Annotated in this window: 21 protein-coding genes; 16 read left to right on the forward strand and 5 right to left on the reverse strand. The window is 68.5% G+C overall.

Annotated features, from left to right (window positions below; all coding sequences use genetic code 11):
• Positions 1–143: 143 nt before the first annotated feature.
• Genes ACWDNU_RS38920 through ACWDNU_RS38955 form a run of 8 tightly spaced genes read left to right on the forward strand, consistent with a single transcriptional unit; the run spans position 144 to position 8458 of the window.
• The gene (locus tag ACWDNU_RS38920; RefSeq protein ID WP_449672540.1) at positions 144–1634 is read left to right on the forward strand and encodes an ABC transporter substrate-binding protein; all 1491 of its coding nucleotides are present in this window, start codon (positions 144–146) and stop codon (positions 1632–1634) included.
• Positions 1631–2575 (forward strand): ABC transporter permease, encoded by a 945-nt coding sequence (locus ACWDNU_RS38925; RefSeq protein ID WP_370932697.1) that lies wholly within the window; start codon positions 1631–1633, stop codon positions 2573–2575. The genes ACWDNU_RS38920 and ACWDNU_RS38925 overlap by 4 nt, the downstream gene beginning before the upstream one ends.
• Positions 2575–3390, forward strand: a complete 816-nt coding sequence (locus ACWDNU_RS38930) for an ABC transporter permease (protein WP_370932696.1) — start codon at positions 2575–2577, stop codon at positions 3388–3390. Before ACWDNU_RS38925 ends, ACWDNU_RS38930 begins: the two co-directional genes overlap by 1 nt.
• Entirely contained in the window at positions 3387–4121 is a 735-nt protein-coding gene (locus ACWDNU_RS38935) for an ABC transporter ATP-binding protein (protein ID WP_449672541.1), read from the forward strand. The genes ACWDNU_RS38930 and ACWDNU_RS38935 overlap by 4 nt, the downstream gene beginning before the upstream one ends.
• Positions 4118–4885: an ATP-binding cassette domain-containing protein gene (locus ACWDNU_RS38940; RefSeq protein ID WP_449672542.1), complete on the forward strand. Its 768-nt coding sequence runs from the start codon at positions 4118–4120 to the stop codon at positions 4883–4885. Before ACWDNU_RS38935 ends, ACWDNU_RS38940 begins: the two co-directional genes overlap by 4 nt.
• Complete coding sequence (locus ACWDNU_RS38945; RefSeq protein WP_449672543.1) at positions 4878–6302, forward strand: aldehyde dehydrogenase family protein; 1425 nt, start codon at positions 4878–4880, stop codon at positions 6300–6302. The genes ACWDNU_RS38940 and ACWDNU_RS38945 overlap by 8 nt, the downstream gene beginning before the upstream one ends.
• Complete coding sequence (locus ACWDNU_RS38950; RefSeq protein ID WP_449672544.1) at positions 6299–7057, forward strand: SDR family NAD(P)-dependent oxidoreductase; 759 nt, start codon at positions 6299–6301, stop codon at positions 7055–7057. The genes ACWDNU_RS38945 and ACWDNU_RS38950 overlap by 4 nt, the downstream gene beginning before the upstream one ends.
• A gap of 15 nt (positions 7058–7072) precedes the next feature.
• Entirely contained in the window at positions 7073–8458 is a 1386-nt protein-coding gene (locus ACWDNU_RS38955) for an amidase (protein ID WP_449672545.1), read from the forward strand.
• On the opposite strand, the gene ACWDNU_RS38960 is transcribed toward ACWDNU_RS38955, so the two are convergent.
• The gene (locus ACWDNU_RS38960) at positions 8451–9314 is read right to left on the reverse strand and encodes an HpcH/HpaI aldolase/citrate lyase family protein (protein ID WP_449672546.1); all 864 of its coding nucleotides are present in this window, start codon (positions 9312–9314) and stop codon (positions 8451–8453) included. The two genes, ACWDNU_RS38955 and ACWDNU_RS38960, sit on opposite strands and share 8 nt — an antisense overlap.
• Positions 9311–10381: an HpcH/HpaI aldolase/citrate lyase family protein gene (locus tag ACWDNU_RS38965; RefSeq protein ID WP_449672547.1), complete on the reverse strand. Its 1071-nt coding sequence runs from the start codon at positions 10379–10381 to the stop codon at positions 9311–9313. Before ACWDNU_RS38965 ends, ACWDNU_RS38960 begins: the two co-directional genes overlap by 4 nt.
• A 419-nt stretch (positions 10382–10800) precedes the next feature.
• On the opposite strand from ACWDNU_RS38965, the gene ACWDNU_RS38970 reads away from it, so the two are divergent.
• The 3 genes from ACWDNU_RS38970 to ACWDNU_RS38980 are packed head-to-tail and all read left to right on the forward strand — an operon-like array spanning position 10801 to position 13099.
• Positions 10801–11463: a hypothetical protein gene (locus ACWDNU_RS38970; protein WP_344282138.1), complete on the forward strand. Its 663-nt coding sequence runs from the start codon at positions 10801–10803 to the stop codon at positions 11461–11463.
• 41 nt (positions 11464–11504) lie between these two features.
• Positions 11505–12155: an SDR family oxidoreductase gene (locus ACWDNU_RS38975; protein WP_449672548.1), complete on the forward strand. Its 651-nt coding sequence runs from the start codon at positions 11505–11507 to the stop codon at positions 12153–12155.
• Complete coding sequence (locus ACWDNU_RS38980; RefSeq protein WP_370932685.1) at positions 12155–13099, forward strand: ribose-phosphate diphosphokinase; 945 nt, start codon at positions 12155–12157, stop codon at positions 13097–13099. Before ACWDNU_RS38975 ends, ACWDNU_RS38980 begins: the two co-directional genes overlap by 1 nt.
• On the opposite strand, the gene ACWDNU_RS38985 is transcribed toward ACWDNU_RS38980, so the two are convergent.
• Complete coding sequence (locus ACWDNU_RS38985) at positions 13100–14401, reverse strand: D-arabinono-1,4-lactone oxidase (RefSeq protein WP_370932684.1); 1302 nt, start codon at positions 14399–14401, stop codon at positions 13100–13102.
• A 99-nt stretch (positions 14402–14500) separates the two neighbouring features.
• Between ACWDNU_RS38985 and ACWDNU_RS38990 the strand changes: the two genes are divergently transcribed.
• Positions 14501–15688: an amino acid deaminase/aldolase gene (locus tag ACWDNU_RS38990; protein WP_449672549.1), complete on the forward strand. Its 1188-nt coding sequence runs from the start codon at positions 14501–14503 to the stop codon at positions 15686–15688.
• 13 nt (positions 15689–15701) lie between these two features.
• Here ACWDNU_RS38990 and ACWDNU_RS38995 read toward each other — a convergent pair whose 3' ends face one another.
• Positions 15702–16361: a TetR/AcrR family transcriptional regulator gene (locus ACWDNU_RS38995; RefSeq protein ID WP_037806876.1), complete on the reverse strand. Its 660-nt coding sequence runs from the start codon at positions 16359–16361 to the stop codon at positions 15702–15704.
• A 114-nt stretch (positions 16362–16475) separates the two neighbouring features.
• Between ACWDNU_RS38995 and ACWDNU_RS39000 the strand changes: the two genes are divergently transcribed.
• Genes ACWDNU_RS39000 through ACWDNU_RS39015 form a run of 4 tightly spaced genes read left to right on the forward strand, consistent with a single transcriptional unit; the run spans position 16476 to position 19969 of the window.
• Positions 16476–17798, forward strand: a complete 1323-nt coding sequence (locus ACWDNU_RS39000; protein WP_449672550.1) for a GH1 family beta-glucosidase — start codon at positions 16476–16478, stop codon at positions 17796–17798.
• The gene (locus tag ACWDNU_RS39005) at positions 17791–19050 is read left to right on the forward strand and encodes an MFS transporter (RefSeq protein WP_378402020.1); all 1260 of its coding nucleotides are present in this window, start codon (positions 17791–17793) and stop codon (positions 19048–19050) included. Before ACWDNU_RS39000 ends, ACWDNU_RS39005 begins: the two co-directional genes overlap by 8 nt.
• A gap of 41 nt (positions 19051–19091) precedes the next feature.
• Positions 19092–19556: a MerR family transcriptional regulator gene (locus ACWDNU_RS39010; protein ID WP_344282114.1), complete on the forward strand. Its 465-nt coding sequence runs from the start codon at positions 19092–19094 to the stop codon at positions 19554–19556.
• Positions 19553–19969 (forward strand): carboxymuconolactone decarboxylase family protein, encoded by a 417-nt coding sequence (locus ACWDNU_RS39015; RefSeq protein ID WP_370932680.1) that lies wholly within the window; start codon positions 19553–19555, stop codon positions 19967–19969. The genes ACWDNU_RS39010 and ACWDNU_RS39015 overlap by 4 nt, the downstream gene beginning before the upstream one ends.
• A 13-nt stretch (positions 19970–19982) precedes the next feature.
• Here ACWDNU_RS39015 and ACWDNU_RS39020 read toward each other — a convergent pair.
• On the reverse strand, positions 19983–22169 hold a 2187-nt coding region (locus ACWDNU_RS39020; RefSeq protein ID WP_449672551.1), incomplete at its 5' end, for an RHS repeat domain-containing protein.

Below are 22169 nucleotides of genomic sequence, written 5' to 3' on the forward strand. Positions count from 1 at the left end.
GCCTCCTCGATCTGCTCGACGATCCGCTCGTAGGCGCGGACCGGAGCCACCGGTTCGAACTTCATCTTGACCTCGGTGTCTGCCGGATGCGAGTCTGCCTGTCAGAGTTACTGGTCAGACCAGTGTACTGAGCAGGAGGCGGAATGAAACCCCGGAGCACTGCGGCGGCACTGGCGCTGCTGCTCGTGACGTCCGGCTGCTCGGCAGGCTCCAGCGCGAGTGTTTCCCCAGGTCCGGACACGCTTTCCGTCGGATACACGGCGGAGCCGGCCAACTTCGACTTCACCCGTTCCGACGGCGTGGCCATCCCGCAGGCGCTGCTCTACAACGTCTACGAGGGCCTGGTGAAGCTCGATCCGCAGGGCCGGATCGTGCCGCTGCTCGCGAAGTCCTGGACGATCAGCCCGGACCGCAAGACCTACGACTTCCAGCTGCAGCAGGGCGTCAAGTTCAGCAACGGAGCCCCGTTCACCGCCTCCGACGTCCAGTTTTCGCTGCTGCGCGTGAAGACCGACTGGACGATCTCGCTCAAATCGGCGATGGACGTCGTGGACCACGTCGAGGTCGTCGCGCCGGATCATGCTCGCGTGGTGCTGTCGAAACCCAGCAACGGCTGGCTGTTCAGCCTCACCAGCAGGCTCGGCGCGATGTTCAGCCCGAGCGGCGTCGCGGATCTGGCGAACCATCCGGTCGGCACCGGACCGTACGAGGTGGCTTCGCGCCGCCGCGGCGATTCCATTGTGCTGCGGGAGAATCCGCGGTACTGGGGCCGGAAACCGGCGTATCGCACGGTGGTGCTCAAGTACTTCGCCGATCCGACCGCGCTCAACAACGCCTTGCTGTCCAACGGAATCGACGTGATCTCCAACCTCACGTCGGCCGATTCGATCCCGCAGTTCCAGGGCGACGACCGGTTCACCGTGCAGCAGGGCACCACGAACAGCGAGGTCACGCTGGCGTTCAACGGCCGCCGCGCGCCGCTGAACGACGTGCGCGTCCGGCGCGCGCTCACCTACGCCATCGACCGGAAAGCCGTGCTGGACCTGGTCTTCAGCGGTCGCGGCACGCTCATCGGCAGCATGGTTCCGCCCACCGACCCGTGGTACGAAGACCTGTCGAAGGTCTATCAGTACGACCCGGCGAAGGCGAAGCAGTTGCTCGCCGAGGCGGGGGTGCACGATCTCAAGCTGCGGCTGCGGATTCCGAACCTGCCGTACGCGGTGTCGGCGGCGCAGGTGGTGCAGTCGCAGCTAGCGGACGTCGGGGTCACCTCGACGATCGAGCCGCTCGACTTCCCCGCGGTGTGGCTCAAGCAGGTTTTTACCGACCACGACTACGACCTGTCGATCATCCAGCACGTCGAAGCCCGCGACATCGCCACGTTCGGAAAACCCAAGTACTACTGGGGTTACGACAACAAACACGTGCAGCAACTGCTCGCCGCGGCGGACAGCGGCACGCCGCAGGAGCAGGTGAGCGACATGAAGGAGGTCGCGCGGCAGCTGAACACCGACGCCGCCGCGGACTGGCTGTTCCTGTTCCCGAACGTCGTGGTCGCCAAGAAGAAGGTGACCGGGCTCGCGCGCAACCAGGTCAGCGAGTCGTTCGACCTGACGGCGGTGAGGCCGGCATGACCGCGCGCGTGCTGCGGCGGGTGGCCGTGTTCGCGGTGAGCCTGTTCGTGGCGTCCATTGTGGTGTTCCTGTTCATGGCGGTGCTGCCGGGCGATCCCGCGCAGGTCGCTTTGGGCGTCAACGCGACGCCGGAACTGCTCGCGAAGACCCGCGCCGAATTCGGCATCGACCGCCCGCTGGTCGAGCAGTACCTGAGCTGGATGGGCGGAGTGCTGCACGGCGACTTCGGCCGGTCGTACGTCACGCGCGAGGCGATCAGCCCGCAGCTGGTGGACCGGCTCGGGGTCACGTTGTGGCTGGTCGGTGCGGGAATGATCGTCGCGCTGGTGATCGCTTTGCCCGCTGGCGCGTTCGCCGCGGTGCGGCATCGGAAGGCCAGCGGGGTCGCGGTTTCCGGGCTGTCGCAGGTCGGTGTCGCGATCCCGGCGTTCCTCGCGGGCATCATCCTGGTGCAGATTTTCGCCGTACAGCTGCGCTGGCTGCCGAGCGGCGGATGGACGCCGCCGGACCAGGACGCGGGCGAGTTCCTGCGCGGACTGATCCTCCCGGCGTTGTCGCTCGGTCTGGTCCAGGGCGCGGTGCTCACGCGGTACGTCCGCTCGGCGGTGCTCGACACGCTCGGCCAGGACTACCTGCGCACCGCCCGATCCAAGGGGCTATTGCCAGGTCAAGCGCTGTTCCGGCACGGGCTGCGCAACGCGTCCGTCCCGGTGGTCACTGTGCTCGGCCTGCAGCTGACGACGCTGCTGATCGGCGCGGTCGTAGTGGAGCGGGTGTTCGTGCTGCCGGGTCTCGGCAGCATGCTGCTGGACGCGGTCGCGCAGCGCGATCTGCTGACGGTGCAAGGGATCGTGCTGGTGCTGGTGGCCGGGGTGCTGCTGGTGAACTTCGTGGTCGACGTGCTGTATTCGGTGCTCGACCCGCGACTGCGGGGGTCTTGATGCGCCGCAACGGAAATCTCCTGCTCGGCGGGATCCTGGTCGCGCTCGTCGTGCTGGCCGCGCTGGTGTCGTTCGTCTGGACGCCGTACGACCCGGTGCAGGTCAACGCGGCGGACCGGCTGCTCGGCTTCTCGGCCGAGCACCTGTTCGGCACGGACAAATTCGGTCGCGACGTCTTCAGCCAGATCCTCGTCGGCGCGCGGACCACGCTGTACGTCGGCGTCGTCGCGGTCGGCATCGCAGCGGTCATCGGCACTCCGCTGGGCGTGCTGGCGGCGATGGCTCCGCGGTGGCTCGGCGAGTTCGTGATGCGGGTGAACGACCTGGTGCTCGCGTTTCCCGCGCTGCTGCTGGCGATCATGTTCGGCGCGGTCTTCGGTGCGGACACGCTCACCGCGATGGTCGCCATCGGCATCGCGACCATCCCGTCGTTCGCCCGGATCGCGCGGTCCGGCTCGTTGCAGGTGATGAGCAGCGAATACGTGCTCGCCGCGCGGGCCGGCGGCCGGTCGCGGACGCGAATCGCCTGGTCGCACGTGCTGCCGAACATCGGCGGGTTGCTGATCGTGCAGGCCTCGGTGTCGTTCGCGATCGCGGTGCTGGCCGAGGCGGCGCTGTCGTTCCTCGGCTTCGGCACCCGGCCGCCGACGCCGTCGTGGGGCCGGATGCTGCAGGAGTCGCAGGAACTGCTCACCGCGCATCCGCGGCTCGCGCTCGTGCCCGGCGTCGCGATCGCGGTGGCAGTGCTCGGATTCAACCTTCTCGGCGACGGTCTGCGCGACCGTCTCGACCCCCGATTGGCGGCCCGGGTATGACGCTGACGGTGGAAAACCTGCAGGTCGCGGACCTCGTGCGCGGGGTTTCGTTCGAGCTCGGCGCGGGCGAGCGGGTCGGGCTGATCGGCGAATCCGGGTCCGGGAAATCGCTCACCGCGCTGTCCGTGCTGGGCCTGCTGCCGGAAGAACTGTCGGCCACCGGCTCGGTGCGGCTGGACGGCCGGGAGCTGCTCGGAGCGTCGGAAAAGGAGCTGTCCCGGTTGCGCGGCAACGGGATGGCGATGGTGTTCCAGGAGCCGATGACTGCGCTGAACCCGGCGATGCGGATCGGACGGCAGGTCACCGAGCCGTTCCGGGTGCACGGCCGTCGCGGGCGTCCGGCGGAGGAACTGCTGGCCGCGGTCGGATTGCCGGGCGTCGCGCGGGCGTATCCGCATCAGCTGTCCGGTGGGCAGCGGCAGCGGGTGGTGCTGGCGATCGCGCTGGCCAACGACCCGGCGCTGCTGATCTGCGACGAGCCGACGACCGCGCTGGACGTCACCGTGCAGGCGCAGATCCTCAGCCTGATTCGCGACCGATTGTCGGCGGAGAGCTCGCTGCTGTTCATCACGCACGATCTGGCGGTGGTGGCGCAAATGTGCGACCGGGTGCTCGTGATGCTCGACGGGTCCATTGTGGAGCATGGCTCGACCCGGGAGGTGCTGACCGCGCCGAAGCATTCCTACACGCAGCGGTTGCTGGCGGCTTCTGATCTGGAGGGCGCGCGATGATCTCGGTGCGGGATTTGGAGCGGCGGTATACGCGGCGGGACGTGCATGCGTTGCGCGGTTTGAGTTTCGACGTTTCCGCAGGTGAGCGGTTTGGGATCGTCGGCGAATCCGGCTCCGGGAAGTCCACGTTGGTGCGCTTGCTCGCCGCCTTGGACCGGCCGACGGCGGGCACGGTGTCGTTCCAGGGGCAGCGGATCGACTCGTTGCCTGAGCGGAAGCTGCGGTTCCTGCGCCGGGAAATGCAGATCGTTTTCCAGGACCCGATGGGCTCGCTCGACCCGCGGATGCGCGTGCGGGACATCATCTCCGAACCGCTCGGCCGCCGGTCGCCGGAGCGGGTCGCGGAGCTGCTGACCGCCGTCGGACTGCCCGAGGACGCGGCGATGCGGTATCCGCACCAGTTTTCCGGCGGACAGCGGCAGCGGATCTCGATCGCCCGTGCGCTCGCGCCGAACCCGAGCGTGCTGATCGCGGACGAACCGGTGAGCGCGCTGGACGTTTCGGTGCGCGCGCAGATCCTGGACCTGCTGGCCCGGCTGGTCGACGAGTTCTCGCTGACGCTGATTTTCGTATCGCACGACCTCGGCGTGGTGCGGCATGTGTGCGATCGCGTCGCGGTGATGCGGCGCGGGGAGATCGTGGAAATCGGGGCGGTGGACCAGGTTTACGCCGAACCGGAGCACGAGTACACCCGGGAACTGCTGGCCGCCGCGCCCAATCTGCGGACCGAGCTGGCCCGGTTGAAGGGAGAAACGGATGCCTGACTACCCGGACGGCCTACCGATTGGTCCCGGCTGGGTGTCCACAGTGGATACCGCGGACGTGGTGTTTCCCTATGACGGCAGCGTGATCGGCACCGCGCCGGTCGGCACTGCTGCGCTGGCTGCCCGGGCCGTCGATGAAGCAGTAGCAGTGGCTCGCGAAGTTGCTTCGCTGCCTTCGCGGGCTCGCCGGTCGTTGCTGAACGACGTGGCTTTAGCGGTGCGCGAGCGTCGTGCGGAGTTCGAGCAGCTTCTCGTGCTGGAGACGGGAAAACCGCTGGTCGATTGTCAGGTGGAAGTCGCCCGGACGATCGTCACCTGGGAAGCCGCAGCCGAGGAAGTGTCGCGGCTGCACGGCGAAACCGTGCCGCTTGACCTGCTGCCGTCGGGGGACGGGCTGGTCGGGTTCTGGAAACGCAAGCCGATCGGTGTGGTGGTCGGGATCGCCGGGTTCAACTACCCGCTGCTGCTGGCGTCGCACAAGATCGCGCCCGCCATTGCCGCCGGCTGTCCGGTGGTGGTGAAGCCCGCGCCGCAAACCCCGTTGGCGACGCTGTGGCTGGTGCACCTGGTCCGCTCGCTGACCGACTTGCCCGCGATGGTTCAGCTGGTCACCGGAGACGCTTCGGTTGGATCGGCGCTGGTCACGGACCGGCGGATCGGTGCGGTGTCGTTTACCGGCTCGGCCGCCGTCGGTCACCAGATCGCCCGGGACGCCGCGCCGACGAAGACCCTGCTGGAGCTGGGCTCGAACGCGGCGCTGGTGGTCGCTGAGGATGCTGACCTCGATGCGGCTGCGGATGCCGTGCTGCGCGGCGGGTTCTATGCGTCCGGGCAGGCCTGCATTTCCGTACAGCGCGTGCTGGCGGTGTCTTCGGTGGCCGCGGAGTTCACCGACAAGGTGCTCGCGCGGCTCGGCGAAGTGACCGTTGGTGATCCGCGTTCTGCTAGCACGAGGGTGTCCTCGCTGATCGACGAGCGCTCGACCACCCGGGTCGCCGAGTGGGTCGACAAAGCGATCGCGGCAGGCGCTCGGCTGCTTGCTGGCGGCTCGGTGCGTGACGGTGTGCTGGATCCGACAGTGCTCGCGGACGTCCCAGACGGCGTCGAATGCTGGGACGAAGAGATCTTCGGCCCGGTCGTCTGCCTGCGCACAGTGTCCGATGTGGACGAAGCGTTCGCCGCGGTCAACGCCTCGCGGTACGGGCTGCATGCGAGTGTGTACAGCCGCTCGCTGAAGACCGCGTTCCGGGCGCTGGACGAGCTGGAGGTCGGCGGGGTAGTGGTGAACGAGGTGCCGGGTTTCCGGTCCGACACGATGCCGTACGGCGGGGTCAAGGACTCCGGGATCGGCCGCGAGGGGCCGCGATTCGCCGTCGAAGAGCTGACCGTGACCAGGATGGCGGTGCTGCGCCCGTGAACTACGCCGGACTGTTCCGCATGGACGGCCGCCGCGCCGTCGTTCTCGGCGCGGGCAGCGGGATCGGCCGCGAGGCCGCCCGAGCCCTTGCCGCACACGGCGCGTCGGTGATCTGCGCGGACCGAGACCTTGCTGCGGCTAGGGAGACCGGTGTCGGCGAGGCGTACGAGATCGACCTGCTCGCTCCTGGTGCGATCGCTGCTGCCGCCACCGAACTGGGACCGCTGGACGCCGTCGTGCTGACCGCCGCCACGAACGTCCGGAAACGCCTGCTGGACTACACGCGCGAAGAGTTCGACCGCGTGGTGGAGCTGAACCTGGGCGTCGCCTTCGAGGTGCTGCGCGCGTTCGGCGCACCGATGGTCGAGCAGGGCCGGGGAAGCATCATCGGCTTCTCGTCAATCCGCGGCACCACCGTCGAACCCGGCCAAGGCCCGTACGCAGCAACGAAGGGCGGCCTCGTGCAGCTCTTCCGCACTGCGGCTGCTGAGTTCGGACCGTCCGGCGTACGCGTCAACGCCATCGCCCCTGGCGTTGTAGAGACACCGTTGACCGCACAGATCAAAGCGCGCCCCGACTGGTACGACGCGTACGCGCAGAAGGGCGCCCTCGGCCGCTGGGCGCGCGCGGACGAACTGGCCGGTGCCGTCGTGTACCTCGCTTCGGACGCTTCGACCTTCGTCACCGGCTCCGTCCTGGCCGTCGACGGCGGCTGGACCGCAGTCGACGGACGCTTTGACCCACCCGCTTCGTGAATCGGAGGTTCCGCGATGACCGAATTGGCCGACCTGACCGCTAACGAGCTGGTAGCCGGGTACCGCGCACAGACGTTCTCGCCAGTCGAAGTCACCGAAGCCGTCCTCGCGCGCATCGACGCCCGCGAACCCGAATTGCACGCCCTGTACGCGTACGACGCCGCTTCAGCCCGCGAAGCAGCGAAGGCGTCCGAAGCACGTTGGCACGCTGGCGAACCCTCCGGTGCCATCGACGGCGTCCCCTTGACGCTGAAGGAAAACATCGCCTCCTACGGCGTCCCCACCCCGCTAGGCACCGCCGCTACCGCTCTAACGCCCGCCGCCGCCGACGCTCCCGCCGCAGCCCGCGTACGCGAGTCAGGCGCAGTACTGCTGGCAAAGACGACCATGCCCGACTACGGCATGCTCACCTCAGGCCTCTCAAGCTTCCACATCGCTTCGCGCAACCCGTGGGACGTCACGCGCACGCCCGGCGGCTCCAGCGCAGGGGCCGCCTCTGCAGCCGCCGCGGGCTACGGCCCCTTGCACGTAGGCACCGACATCGGCGGCTCAATCCGCCTCCCCGCCGGTTGGTGCGGTCTGGTCGGCCTGAAACCCAGCTTCGGCCGAGTACCAGTCGATCCGCCCTTCCTCGGCCGCGTCGCCGGACCCTTGACCAGGACTGTCGCCGACACCGCCCTGCTGATGAGCGTCCTGGCCCAACCCGATTCACGCGACCACCTCAGCCTGCCGCCAGCGTCGATCTACTGGCTCTCCCTGACCGGTTCCCTCAACGGCCTGCGCGTCGGCCTGCAACTGGATCCCGGCGTCGGCCTCCCCGTCACTCCGGAAGTCGCCGACGCAGTCACTGCCGCCGCTGATTTGTTCGCGTCCGCCGGTGCGATCGTGGAACCCGTTGCCCCATTCCTGACCCGCGACCACCTGGACGGCCTGGACACCTTCTGGCGAGTCCGCGCCTGGTCGGACATGGCCGCGCTGACGGAAGACCAGCGCGCCCGAGTCCTGCCGTACATCGCGGATTGGGCAGCCGGTGGCGCGAATGCGTCCGGTGTGGACACTTACCGCGGGTTCGCCGCCATCGACGCGATCAGCGTGGCGACCCTGAGCGCGACCGAACCGTACGACGTGGTCCTGTCGCCGACCTGCCCCGTGCTGCCGCCGCCGGCCGAATGGGCGTCCCCGACAAACGACCCGACGCGGCCGTTCGAGCACATCGCTTTCACCGTGCCGTACAACATGTCCGGCCAGCCCGCGGTGTCGGTGAACTGCGGCTACACCCAGGAGGGGTTGCCGATCGGCCTGCAGATCGCGGGTCGCCGGTTCGCCGACCTGGAGGTGCTGCGAGTCGCGGCGGAGTTCGAGAAGCTGCGCGGGGAACAGCGCCCTTGGCCGGTCAGCTAGCCGCCCCAATGGCCTCCGCCAACGCCAGCACCCGCCGCGCGTTCTCCACATGCAGGTTCTCGATCATCCGCCCATCCACAGTCACCACACCGCGTCCCTCGGCCGAAGCCTCCTCGAACGCCGCGATGATCCGCTTGGACCGGTCGATCTCCTCCTCCGAAGGAGCGAAGATCCGGTTGCAAGGATCCACCTGCGAAGGATGGATCAACGTCTTCCCGTCGAACCCGTACTGCCGCCCCTGCAGGCACTCCGCCTCGAACCCGGCCGCGTCCTTGACGTCGTTGTAGACCCCGTCCAGGATCACCTTCCCGGTCGCGCGCGCGGCCAGCAGGCACAGCGAAAGCCCGCCCAGCAACGGTCCCCGGCCCGGCACGAACTCCGCGTGCAGTTCCTTCGCCAGGTCGTTCGTGCCCATCACCAGCACGGTCAACCGCTCCGACGCGCCCGCGATCTCCGAAGCGTGCAGCATCGCGATCGGCGTCTCCACCATCGCCCAGATCTTCGTGTGCTCCGGCGCTCCGCCAAGCTCCAGCGCGCGCTCGATGTTGTGCACCTCGGCCGCCGAGTTCACCTTCGGCACCACCACGGCGGCGGGACCGGCGGCAGCCGCGGCGCGCAGGTCGGCGTCGTGCCATTCGGTGTCCAGGCCGTTGACCCGGATCGTCACTTCGCGCGAGCCATAGGTGCCAACAGCAGCGCACACCCGTTCCCGCGCGGCTTCCTTCGCGTCCGGGGCGACGGCGTCTTCCAGGTCCAGGATCAACGCATCCGCCGGAAGCGTCTTCGCCTTCTCCAGCGCGCGTTCGTTCGCACCGGGCATGTACAGCACGGACCGCCGCGGGCGGAGTTCGGTCATGACTGGATCTCCTTCGTCGCGGCGTCATACGCGGCGGCCAGTTCGGGGTCGTCAGCGGCCAGTTCGTCGGCCAGTTCCACGACCACCCGGCACTGCTTGACCGAGGCGTCGTCCTGCATTTTCCCGTCGATCATCACCGCACCGGTGCCGTCGCCCATCTCGGCGATCACGCGCCGGGCCCACGCCACGTCGGAGGGGGACGGCGAGAAAACCTTCTTCGCGATGTCGATCTGCACCGGGTGCAGGCTCCACGCGCCGACACAGCCGAGCAGGAATGCGTTGCGGAACTGGTCCTCGCACGCCACCACGTCGCGGATGTCGCCGAACGGCCCGTAGTACGGAAGGATTCCGTTCATCGCGCACGCGTCGACCATCCGCGCGACCGTGTAGTGCCACAGATCCTGCTGATACGTCGTGCGGCCCTCGGTGAGGTCGTCGCCGACCGGATCGGTGCGCACCAGATATCCCGGATGCCCGCCGCCGACGCGGGTCGTCTTCATCCGGCGGCTCGCGGCCAGGTCGGCCGGGCCCAGCGAGATGCCCTGCATGCGCGGAGACGCGCCGGCGATTTCCTCGACATTCGCCACGCCGCTCGCCGTTTCCAGGATCGCGTGCACCAGCAGCGGTTTCGTCAGCCCGGCGCGCGCTTCCAGCTGCGCCAGCAACCGGTCGACGTAGTGAATGTCCTGTGCGCCTTCGACCTTCGGGATCATGATCACGTCGAGCTTGTCGCCGATCTCGGTGACCAGCGTGATCAGATCGTCGAGCACCCACGGCGAATCGAGGCTGTTCACTCGCGTCCACAGCTGGGTGCGGCCGAAGTCCGTGGCCTTCGCGATCGACACCAGCCCGGCGCGCGCGGCTTCCTTGCGGTCCGCGCGGACCGCGTCCTCCAGGTTGCCCAGCAACACGTCGGTCTTCTTCGCGATGTCCGGGACCTTCGCGGCCATCTTTTCGTTGCCCGGATCGAAAAAGTGGATCATGCGCGACGGCCGCACCGGGATCTGCCGCGGCGGCTGCGGCGCTCCGACGGCGAGCGGGGCGAAGAAGTCCTTCGGCGAGCGCATCCTGGTCCTCCCGGCGGGTACTTGACCGACGGGTAACCCTAAACCGGAGACCCGAACCCCCGCTGCGGCGAAGCTCACCCGCCATCCGGGTGACGCCTGTGACCAGGGAAAGTCCACTGTGGAACCCGGTCGATTAGGCCGATCGGAGTAAGGCATTGCGCCGCCTGCCCTGCCCCGCGCGGGGTGCCGTGCCACCCAGGGGAAGCGCTCCGTGCGCACCACTCACCCCCGTCTCACTCGGTTGGCCGCACGGTCGGGCTGAAGTCGAACGACCGCCTACCGACCGGTCACCGACCGCTGAGCGCCGCCGATCGCACGCGGCCGGGCAACCCGGAGACCTCGCGTCTTTGCCCTGGTACTCAGTTCATGTACCGGTTTTCGCCGGTACTTGGGAACAGGTGCTTGAAGGAGGCGGACTCGTGGCGGCTACCCCACAGAACACCGAGCGCTCGACGGTCGCCGGCGGTGCGAAGCGCAGCCGGACGACGGCGAGCCGGGTGCTGCCGCCGATCGAGCTCCCCGCGAGCGTCGACGAGCTGGCGCGCAAGGCCGCGGCCCTGCTGGGCTGGAACGGCGTGGTGCTGCCCGCGACGACCCTGCTCGGCCGCAAGGTCAGCATCGTCGCGAAGCTCAAGACCGACGTGCACGCGGAGCGGATCGCGATGGGTGTCGGTCCCGTCGCCGATCGCGCCCTCGTCGACACCTGGACCTGGCCAGAGCTGGCCGCGACCGCACCCGCGCCGGCCGCCGAGATCATCGGCGTCCTCGCGGTCGCCCGGCACTGGCGGACCGCGATGGCCTCCGCGGTGCCCTTTTCGCGCTACGGCGAGGCCGCGATGGTGCTCCCATCGCCTGCCGTGCTGACCGACGACTACGTGACGAACTGCCTGCCGCGCGCCCGCGCCTACGGCCTCGCGGTCGTCACCGCCGACCCGTACGCCACCACCGACCTCGACCTCGACACCCACCACGACCGGGTGCTGCTGCAGGAGGACCCGGTTTCGCGCTGGGTCAACGAGATGGCCTACGACCTGTTGCTGCGCGAGGACGCCGACGCCCCGGTCCCCGCCGAGGCGGACTGAAGCACCGGCGACGGTGCGCGTGCGGCGATAGAGTCGGGCTCATGCGAGTCGTCATTGCTGGCGGACACGGCCAGATCGCCCTGCACCTGGAAAAGCTGCTCGCGCAGCGGCACGACGCGCCGGTCGGCATCGTGCGCAACCCCGAGCACGAAGCCGACCTCACCGCCGTCGGCGCCGAGACTGTCGTGCTCGACCTCGAGAAGTCCGATGTGGACGCTGTCGCCAAGGTGCTCGAAGGCGCGGACGCCGCGGTGTTCTCCGCCGGTGCCGGCCCGGGCAGCGGCGAGGGGCGCAAAGACACTGTGGACCGCGGTGCGGCCGTGCTGTTCGCCGATGCCGCGCAGCGTGCTGGCGTCCGCCGGTTCATCCAGGTCGGTTCGATCAACGCGGACAAGGCGGACGACCCCGGCTTCGACCCGGTTTTCGCCGCCTACCTGCGGGCCAAGCGCGCCGCCGAGGAAGACCTCAAGGCCCGCGACCTCGACTGGACGATCCTGCGCCCCGGTCGCCTCACCAACGATTCCGGTACCGGGCAGGTGAAGATCGCGGAGAAGGTCGGCAGCGGGGAGATCCCGCGCGAGGACGTCGCCGCGGTGCTGCTGGCGCTGCTCGACACTCCGGCGACGGCCCGGCGCACGCTGGAGCTGGTCTCCGGCGACGATTCCATCGCCGACGCGCTGTCCCGGATCTGATGCGCGACATCGCGGTTTTCAGCGGCAGCGCGCATCCCGAGCTCGCCGAGGAAATCTGCGCCAACCTGGGCGTTCCGCTGCTTCCGGTGGAGATCGACCGGTTCGCCAACGACTGTCTGCAGGTCCAGCTCCAGGCCAACTGCCGCGAGCGGGACGTCTTCCTGATCCAGCCGCTGGTCAAACCGGTGCAGGAGAACCTGGTCGAGCTGCTGCTGATGCTCGACGCGGCCCGCGGTGCCTCGGCCGCGCGCACCACCGTGGTGATGCCGCACTATTCGTACGCGCGCTCGGACAAAAAGGACGCGCCGCGGATCTCCATCGGCGGGAGGCTGGTCGCGGACTTGATGGTCACCGCGGGCGCGAACCGCGTGCTCACCATGACGCTGCACTCGCCGCAGGTGCACGGGTTCTTCAGCGTGCCGGTCGACCATCTGCACGCGCTGCACGAGCTGGCGCGGTACTTCCGGCAGTACGACCTTTCGGAGACGACGGTCGTGTCGCCGGATTTGGGCAACGCCAAGGAAGCCGCGCATTTCGCCCGGTTGCTCGGGGCGAAGGTCGCGGCCGGTGCCAAGCAGCGGTTCGCCGACGACCGGGTCGAGATCACGTCGGTGATCGGCGAGATCGCGGGCCGCGACATCATCGTGCTGGACGACGAGATCGCGCGCGGCAGCACAGTCCTGGAACTGCTCGGCCGGCTGCGGGAGATGGGCGCGCGGTCGATCCGGGTGGCCTGCACGCACGGGCTGTTCGCCGACGGTGCGCTCAAGCGGATCGGCGGCCAGGAGGACGTGCTGGAGATCGTCTGCACGAACACGGTGCCGGTTCCGGTCGAGGAACGCACGGAGAAGCTGCGGATCCTGTCCATCGCCCCGGCGCTGGCCGAGGCGATGCGGCGAATCCACAATGGAGAGTCGGTCAGTTCGCTGTTCGAGCCGAACTGATCAGACGCTGCCGAGGACCCGGTCGAGGTACGTGTTGGTGAACGTCCCGGCCGGGTCGCATTCCTTGCGGATCCGCAGGAAATCGTCGAAATGCGGATAGCGGGTGCGCAGCACGGACGCGTCGAGATCGTGCATTTTGCCCCAGTGCGGCCGTCCGCCGACCTGGCCCACGACGTTCTCGAACGCGGAGAAGTACTCGCGGTAGGGCATGCCGAGGAACTGGTGGATCGCGATGTACGCGGAGTCGCGGCCGTTCGCGGTGGACAGCCAGATGTCGTCCGCCGCGGCCACCCGCACCTCGACCGGGAACGCCACCGGGTCTTTCAGCCGCGGCACCACTCCGCGCAGTTCGGCCAGCACGTCGAGCACGGATTCGCGCGGGACCGCGTACTCGGATTCCACGAACCGCACGCCGCGATGGGTCACGAAAACGCGGTGCGAAAGATCGCTGTACTCGCGCGGCGACGACACCTGCGAGGCGAACGCACCGAGTGGCCGCACCAGTTTCGGCACCGCGCGGCCGAGTCGGCAGAGTCCGCCGAACGCGATGTTCTCGGTGAGCTCGTAGTCGACGAACTGCTTGAGGCGGGACAACGGTTTCCGCTCGGCGTGCACCGGCAGGCGGTTGTTGCGCTTCACCAACGCCTTGCTGCCGTAGGGAAACCAGTAGAACTCGAAGTGGTCGTTGTTCGCGGCGTTGTCGTCGAAACCTTCGAGGACCTGCTCCAGCGGCTCCGGACGTTCCTGCGCGGAGAGCACAAAGGACTGTTCACATTGGAGGGTCACCGTGCTGATCACGCCAAGCGCACCAAGGCCGACGCGGGCGGCGTGGAACAACTCCGGACGCTCGTCGGCCGAACAACGGACCAGGGAACCGTCCGCGAGCACGAGTTCCAGCGCGACGATCTGCGTCGAGATTCCGCCGAAGCGCGCACCGGTGCCGTGCGTGCCGGTGGAAATCGCGCCAGCGATCGTCTGTGCGTCGATGTCACCGAGGTTCGTCATCGCGAGCCCGAGCGCGTCGAGGGCGGCGTTGAGAGTGCGGAGAGTGGTGCCGGAACGGACGGTGACCTGCTGCGTTTCGAGATCGGCGCGTTCGATGCCGGTCCACGCGGTGAGGTCGAGCGCGTCGGAATCGGCGGCCGCGATCGCGGTGAACGAATGCCCGCTGCCCCACGCGCGCACGCGGTGCCCCGCCTCGGCGACCCCGGCCACGACCTCGGCGATCTCGGCCGCGCTGCGCGGCCGGTGCACCCGTTGCGGGGTGGCCTTGGCCGTTCCGGCCCAGTTGCTCCACGTCATTGCGGCACCTGTTCTTCGCTGGAAGGTTCCCACGATAGATGCCGGAACCGTAAGTGAATAGTATTCGCGTTTCAAGCGTTGTTGTCGTACCGTAAGTGCGTGACCACCTCAGCGCACGGGTACGACCTCGCGACGAAGGACCTGGATCCGCCGCTCGCGATCGTCGACCTGGACACCTTCGACGCCAACGCCGACGACCTGCTGCGCCGGGCCGCGGGCAAGCCGATCCGGGTGGTCAGCAAGTCCGTGCGCTGCCGTGCGCTGCTGGAGCGAGCGCTCGCGCGAGACGGCTTCGAAGGCCTGATGTGCTACTCGCTCGCCGAGGCCGTTTGGCACGCTGAGCTGGGCACTTCCGACGACATCGTGGTCGCGTACCCAACCGCCGACCACGAAGCGCTCCGTCGGCTGGCCGCGAGCGAACGCGCCCGCGCGGCAGTCACGATCATGGTCGACTCGACCGAACACCTCGACCTGGTCGACGCCGCGCTCGGCCACGGCCACCCGGACATCCGCGTGTGCCTCGAACTCGACGCGTCCTGGCGGCCACTGCCCGGCGTACACGTCGGCACCCGGCGTTCGCCGGTGTTCAAACCGGGGCAAGCCGCGGCGGTGGCGCGGAAGATCGTCGACCGGCCGGGCTTCAAGCTGGTCGGGATGATGGCGTACGAAGGCCAGATCGCCGGGCTCGGCGACGCCGCCGGAAAAGGCCTGCAGAACCGGGTGGTCGGCTGGATGCAACGCCGTTCCGCCGCGGAACTGGCCCGCCGCCGGAGTGCCGCGGTCCGTGCCGTGCGCGAGGTCGCTGACCTGGAATTCGTCAACGGCGGCGGCACCGGAAGCATCGAAACCACCGGCGCGGAGAACGTAGTCACCGAGATCGCCGCCGGTTCCGGCTTCCTCGCGCCGACGCTCTTCGACGGCTATTCGCACTTCCAGCCGCGCCCGGCCGCGTTGTTCGCGCTGCCGGTGGTGCGCCGTCCGGCGAAGAACGTCGCGACGCTGTACTCCGGCGGCTACATCGCTTCCGGCCCGACCGGTCCGTCGCGCGAACCGTCGCCGTACCTGCCGGAAGGCTTGCGCCTGCTGGGTTTCGAAGGTGCCGGCGAGGTGCAGACGCCGGTGACCGGCGAGGCCGCGCGCACCCTGCGGCTCGGCGACCGGGTCTGGCTGCGGCACGCGAAAGCCGGGGAATTGGCCGAACGCTTCCTGGCCTACCACCTCGTACGCGGCAGCCAGGTGGAGCGAACCGTCCCGACTTACCGCGGCGAGGGGCAGAACTTCGGCTGAGCCGGTGCTGGCCTCAGTCGCCGAATTTGCTTGCCAGATAACCCTTCACCACGTGCTTGGCCTCGGCGACGATCCGCTCGTCCCCGTTCGGGTCGCGGCGGAAGGCGAGCTTCAGCAGCGCGTCCGCCGTCTCGTTGGCGATCGCGATGGCGAACCGGAGTTCGTCGGCCGGGCGGTCGACGTGCCCGCGCAGGATTTCGACCAGCGAATCCGCGATGACCGAGTTGTTGTCGCGGTCGTCAGCCAGCAGCCGGACGTCGATGACGTCTCCGAAGTGGACCTTCGAGAACCCCGGCACCTCGCGGTGCATCTGCAGGTAGATGTCGAGCACCGAGTCGACGATGTTCCACCAGTGCTCGGGGCTGAGCTGCTGCAGCCGCTCGTTCACCGCGGCCACGAACCGTTCCAGGTTTCGCTGCGTCAGCGCCTGCACGACCGCGCGTTTGTCCGGGAAAAACTGGTACAGCGACCCGACCGCGACGCCCGCGCGTTTGGCGATCAGCGTGGTGGTGAGCGCGTCGTAGCCCAGTTCGTCGATCAGCACGGCGCTCGCGTCCAGCATCTGTTCCACCCGCCGGGCACTGCGTTGCTGAACCGGCTTTCGCCGCAACGGTGTGGGTTCAGCCTGGGTCTCGGCCACGTCGTTCCTCGGAGTCTCTCGCGATTCACTCATCTGATCTGGGACTTTAGCGCCCCGCGGGGCTTCCCCCGAGACGAGTGACGACCTAACATATGAGAACTTTTCACGTTCACCCGCGAGGGTGTCCGAAGGCAAGGGGTGCTCAGCGTGGACCATCCGACCTTCCCGCCCGGCTTCCTGTGGGGTGTCTCGACCTCGGCGTTCCAGATCGAGGGGGCGACGGCCGAGGGCGGCCGGGGACCGTCCATCTGGGACACGTTCACCGCCACCGAAGGCAAGATCGCCCGGGGCGAGGACGCCAAGGTAGCGGCCGACCACTACCACCGCTACTCCGAGGACATCGCCCTGATGGCGGAACTCGGCGTCGGCGCCTACCGGATGTCGATCGCGTGGCCGCGCATCCAGCCCGACGGCACGGGCAAGGCCAACGCGGAGGGACTTGCCTTCTACGACAAGCTGATCGACGAGGTATGCGCGGCCGGAATAGCTCCGGCGATCACGCTGTACCACTGGGACACGCCGCAGGCGATCGAGGACGCGGGCGGCTGGCGCTCCCGCGACACCGCCTTCCGCTTCGCCGAATACGCCACGATCGTGGGGGAGCATTTCGCCGATCGGGCGAAACTCTGGATCCCGCTCAACGAGCCGATGGTCATGTCGATCTACGGATACGGCATCGGCGAGTACGCGCCCGGCGAGTTCCTCCTGCTCGACGCGCTCCCCACCGCGCATCACCAGAACCTCGCGCACGGGCTGGCCGTGCAGGCGCTGCGCGCGGCGGGCGCGACCGGCATCGGCACCGCGAACAACCACTCGCCGATCTGGCCGGACCACGACACGCCCGCCGACCGCGCGGCCGCCGACTGGCTCGACGCGCTGATCAACCGCACCTTCGCCGACCCGATGCTGCTCGGCAGCTACCCCGAGCAGGTCCACCCGCACCTGCCGGAGAACTTCGCCGACGACCTGGCCACGATCGCGCAGCCGCTCGATTTCTACGGCGTCAACTACTACGAACCCCAAGGCGTCACGGCCCCCGGCGAAGGCAACCCGCTGGCGTTCGAACTCCGCCCGATCGAGGGCTATTCCATGACCACCAACGATTCCCCGATCGTCCCGCAGGCGTTGCGCGACCTGCTGGTGTCCTTCCACGAGCGCTACCGCGAACACCTGCCGCCGATCCAGATCACCGAAAACGGCTGTAGCTTCGCCGACGAACCGGCCGCCGACGGCACCGTCCCCGACCCTGAGCGGATCGAATTCCTCGCCAGCCATCTGCAGGCGCTGCGCGAAGCGATGGATGCCGGAGTCGACGTGCGCGGATACTTCGTCTGGTCGCTGCTGGACAACTTCGAATGGTCCAAGGGCTACGCGCCGCGGTTCGGGCTAGTCCACGTGGATTACGAGACACAACGCCGTACGCCCAAGGATTCCTTCGCCTGGTACCGGAAGCTGGTCCGCCATGAGTGACACCGCCGCCGCTGTCCCGGACGTCTTCGCCGAGCCGGTCAAGCGCGTCCGCGCCGGGTGGATGACGCTGCTGTTCCTCGCGAACATCGCGCTCTGGCTCGGCGTCTACGCGCCGATCCAGGTCCTGCTTCCGCAGCAGGCCGAACTGCTCGACGCCGCGCATAAGGAAACCGTCTTCGGTGTCGTGACCGGCATCGGCGCGGCTGTCGCGCTCGTCGCGAACCCGGCGATCGGCCTGCTCTCGGACCGCACCTGCTCGCGGTTCGGCAGGCGGCATCCGTGGACGATCGCGGGCGGCGCGATCGGCGCGGCCGGGCTGCTGGTGCTGGCCGAGGCCCCGAACGTCGTCGTGATGACGATCGGCTGGTGTCTCGTGCAGGCCGGGCTCAACGGCATGCTCGCGACGCTGATGTCCGGCATCGCCGACCGGGTTCCGGTCGGGCAGCGCGCGCAGGTCGGCGGGCTGGTCGGCATCGCGCAGATGCTCGGCACCGTGCTCGGCGCGGTGGTGGTCGTAGTGATGCTCGACCTCGCCGGACTGCCGCTCGGCTACGCCGCTTGCGCCGCGATCGTGCTCGCCGGTGCGGCCGCGTTCGTGCTCCGCACGCCGGATGCGCGGCTGCCGGTGGAGTTCCGCCCGAGCGGCCGGATCCGCGAAATCCTCGCCGACCTGTGGGTCTCGCCGCGGCGGCATCCGGACTTCGCGTGGGCGTGGGGCTGCCACTTCATGATCAACCTCGGCAACGCGTTCGGCACGCTCTACCTGCTGTTCTTCCTCAAGGACGCGGTGCATTACCCCGATCCGGACAGCGGCCTGCTGATCATGATGGGGCTGTACGGCGTGGCATTGGTGATCGGCGCGGTGCTGGCCGGGCACTTCTCGGACAAGTCCGGCAAGCGGAAGCCGTATGTCCTCGGCTCGGCAGCGATCATGGCGTTGGCCGCGCTGCTGCTGGTGATCTGGCAGAGCTGGCCGGTGGCGCTGGTGGCGTCGCCGTTGCTGGGCGTCGGGTTCGGCGTCTACATGGCGGTCGCGCTGGCGATGCTGACGCAGGTGCTGCCCGCGGCGCAGAACCGGGCCAAGGACCTCGGCGTCGTCAACATCGCGAACTCGCTGCCGCAGGTGGTCGCGCCGCTGCTCACGACGCTGATCCTGCACTGGCTCGGCGGGTATCCGGGGCTGTTCGCGGCGTCCGCGGTGGCGACGTTGCTGGCCGGGGTTTTGGTGACGCGGGTCCGGTCTGTGGGTTAGCGCTTGCGTTTGAGCGCGCTCACAGGCTTAGCGTCTTGGACATGGAGAAGGAAGACGCGCTGACCGAGGCGCTGCGCCTGGCGGTCGACCCGCCGGGCACGGTGTCGGTCGAAGCGCTGCGGGAACTGGCCCGGGACGACGACGCGAACGAGTGGGACATCGCCACCACTGCGGAACACCTCGGGCTGAACCCGCACACGCTGCGGTACTACGAGCGGATCGGATTGGTCGAGGTCGCCCGCGACAGCGCCGGGCACCGCGTTTACGACGCGGCGTCGGTGCGCCGTCTCGTGTTCCTGACACGGATGCGCGTGTCGGGCATGCCGATCAGCGACCTGCGCCGGTACGTCGAGCTGATCGAGTCCGGCGCGGACACCGTGCCCGAACGACGCGAAATGCTCTTGGAGCACCGCGACACCTTGCGTGCCCAGATCGCTCAGCTGCAGCTTTCCCTCGCCGCCACCGAATACAAGATTGCCACCTACCAGGAAGGCCCTCTCCCGTGACCCAGCACGACATCGACAGCCCGGAAAACCTCGCCCGCCGCAAGAACGGACTCGAGGTGCTGTCCCGCATCGACGGTCACCAGGGCGAAGCCGTCATCGATTCCCTCGCCGACATCAACCCCGCGTTCGGGCACCACGTGGCCGCGTTCGCCTTCGGCGACATGTACGACCGGCCCGGCCTCGACCCGCGCAGCCGCCAGCTGGTCACCCTCGGCGTGCTGACCGCACTCGGCGGCTGCGAACCGCAGCTGAAGGTGCACATCGGCGCGGCGCTGAACGTCGGGCTCAGCCGCGAGGAAGTCACCGAAGCGCTCATGCACTCGGCGGTCTACGCGGGATTCCCGCGCGCGCTGAACGCCACCTTCGCCGCGCGCGAGGTGTTCGCCGCGCGCGACGCGGAGGAAACCGTCTGACGTTCGCGGAGCCCTACTTCTTGTCCGGCAACGGCGGCAGGTCCGCGGGCGGGATGATCTCCCCTTTTTCGTTTCGGCTGAACGGGTCGCCCTTGGGCGCGTTGTCGAACTGATTCGGGTACGGATGGCCCGCGATGCGATCGCCGTTCGGGCCGTGGGTGATCGAGGGCGGTTTGAGGTTGTCGAAGTCCTTGATCAGCTTGTCCACGTCCGCGGCACTGTGCTTCCCGGGGTCTTTGCCGAGGTCAAGGAACCGGTCGCGCATGTCGCTCCATTCCTTGTACTGCTCCTTCGTGCCGCCGGGCCAGTCGAAGTCCGCGCTGCCCTTGACGTTGTCCATGAACGCGTCCTGCTCGGGCTTCTTCATGTGGTCGGTGGCCTTGATCGCCCCGTCCGCGTATTCGTTCTTGATGTCCTTGAGGTAGCCCGACGAATTGTCGAAGGCCTCCTTCGGCGTCTCGCCGTTCTTGATGCGGTCCTGGACGTGCGGGAACTTGTCCACGACGCTGCCGATAGAGGTGTTCGGCTTGCCAGGGCCGAGCGGAAGGTTGTTCGGGTTGCTGTTCATCTTCCGCAGCTCTGTCGTGTACTTCTTCGTCAGTGCGGCCTGATCCTTCGCGGGCTGGTGCTCCACCCACTTCTTCATGTTGTCCCGCATGGTCTGGAACGAAATGATGTGCCGCGCGTGAACCTTGTCGCCGGTGTTGTAGAACGGGCTCTTCGGATCCTTCTTCTGCGCGTCGATGACGTCCTGGGCGCGCTTCTGGAATTTGTCCGGACGCGCCCAGGGCCCCTTTTCCTTCTTCTCGTCGTCGGTTTTCTTTTTCTTGTTGGATTTGTCCGAGCTGGCGCTGGAACCGTCGTCGTCCTTGTCGCGCTTGCGCTTGTCGCCAGCCTTGTCCTTGTTGGCCGAGGAGGAACTGCCACCGCCGTTGTCGGAGTTGTGCTTTGCCGTCGAGTCCGCGGGCGGCGGGTCGGTGTCCTTGCCTTTGCCCTTGTTGCATTTGAGGCCGAGCACGTCGGTGGCGGCGAACGGGTCGGGAACGTAGTTGCTCGGGTTCGGCCCGCCCTCCAGCCCGAGCGGGTCCTGGCTGATGTAGCGCGCGACAGCCGGGTCGTAGTAGCGGAAAACGTTGTAGTGCAAGCCGGATTCGGCGTCGGCGTACTGGCCGGGGAACTGCAGCGGGATGCCGCCGGGCTGGACGCGGCCCCACAGCGAACGCCGGGCGCTCCAGGCGAGGCCGCCGTGCTCGTCGATCAGTTCGGTCGGGGTGCCGATGGCATCGGTGACCACGGACGCGAACCGGTCGCCGCCGGGGCCGCGTTCGAACTGGGTGACCGGTTCGTCGCTGCCCGGCCTGCGTTCCCAGGTGGTCGTCCGGCGCGCTCCGGACGGATCGGTGTGCTCCTGTTCGATGAGCACGAAGCCGTCCCACACGAACCGGGTCGATTCCGCGACGGAGCCGTCGGCCAGCAGGCGCTCCTTGGCGATCCGGCGGCCGAGCGGGTCGTACCGGTAGCGCCACTGCGCGCCGTCCGGGGTGCGCAGGCCGGTGAGCAGTTCGCCGGTCCACGAGTATTCCCACACCCGCACACCGCCCGGATGCACCTCGCGGTGCCGGATCCGGCGGCCGAGGGCGTCGTAGTCGGCGGCCAGGCCGGAACTTCCCGACCAGGCGGTCAGTTCGCCGGCCGGGTTGTAGCGCAGCTCTTCCGTGCCCGCCGCGGAGGACACCGTGACCACGCGTCCGGCCGGGTCCCGCGTGTAGACGGTCTTCCCGGCAAGGCTGTCCTGCACCGCGGCGAGGCTGCCGTCCGCGTAGTACTCGAGACCGCGCCGCCGCACCGGGGATGTTCCACGGGAAACCTGCTGCGCGGTGACCAGCCCGCGCGGGCCGAACGCCTGCTGCAGGGTGCTGATCCCGTCGGTGTCCCGGGCGAGCACGCGGCCCTCGTCGTCCAGCCGGTAGCGCACGGTGTGTCCCGCGGTGGCCAGCGAAACCGGCCGGTCCTCCTCGTCGAACGTCCACACGCTCTCCGCGCCGGACGGCGTGCGGCGGCGGATGGTCTGGCTCTCCTCGTCGTAGGCGAAGTGCACCTCGACGCCGTCGATCGCCTCGCGGACGACCCGGCCGTACAGGTCGCGGTCGAACTCCACCATCGAATCCGCGGACTCCGCGCGCACGACGTTGCCGACCGG

Source organism: Amycolatopsis sp. NPDC003676, assembly GCF_053587275.1.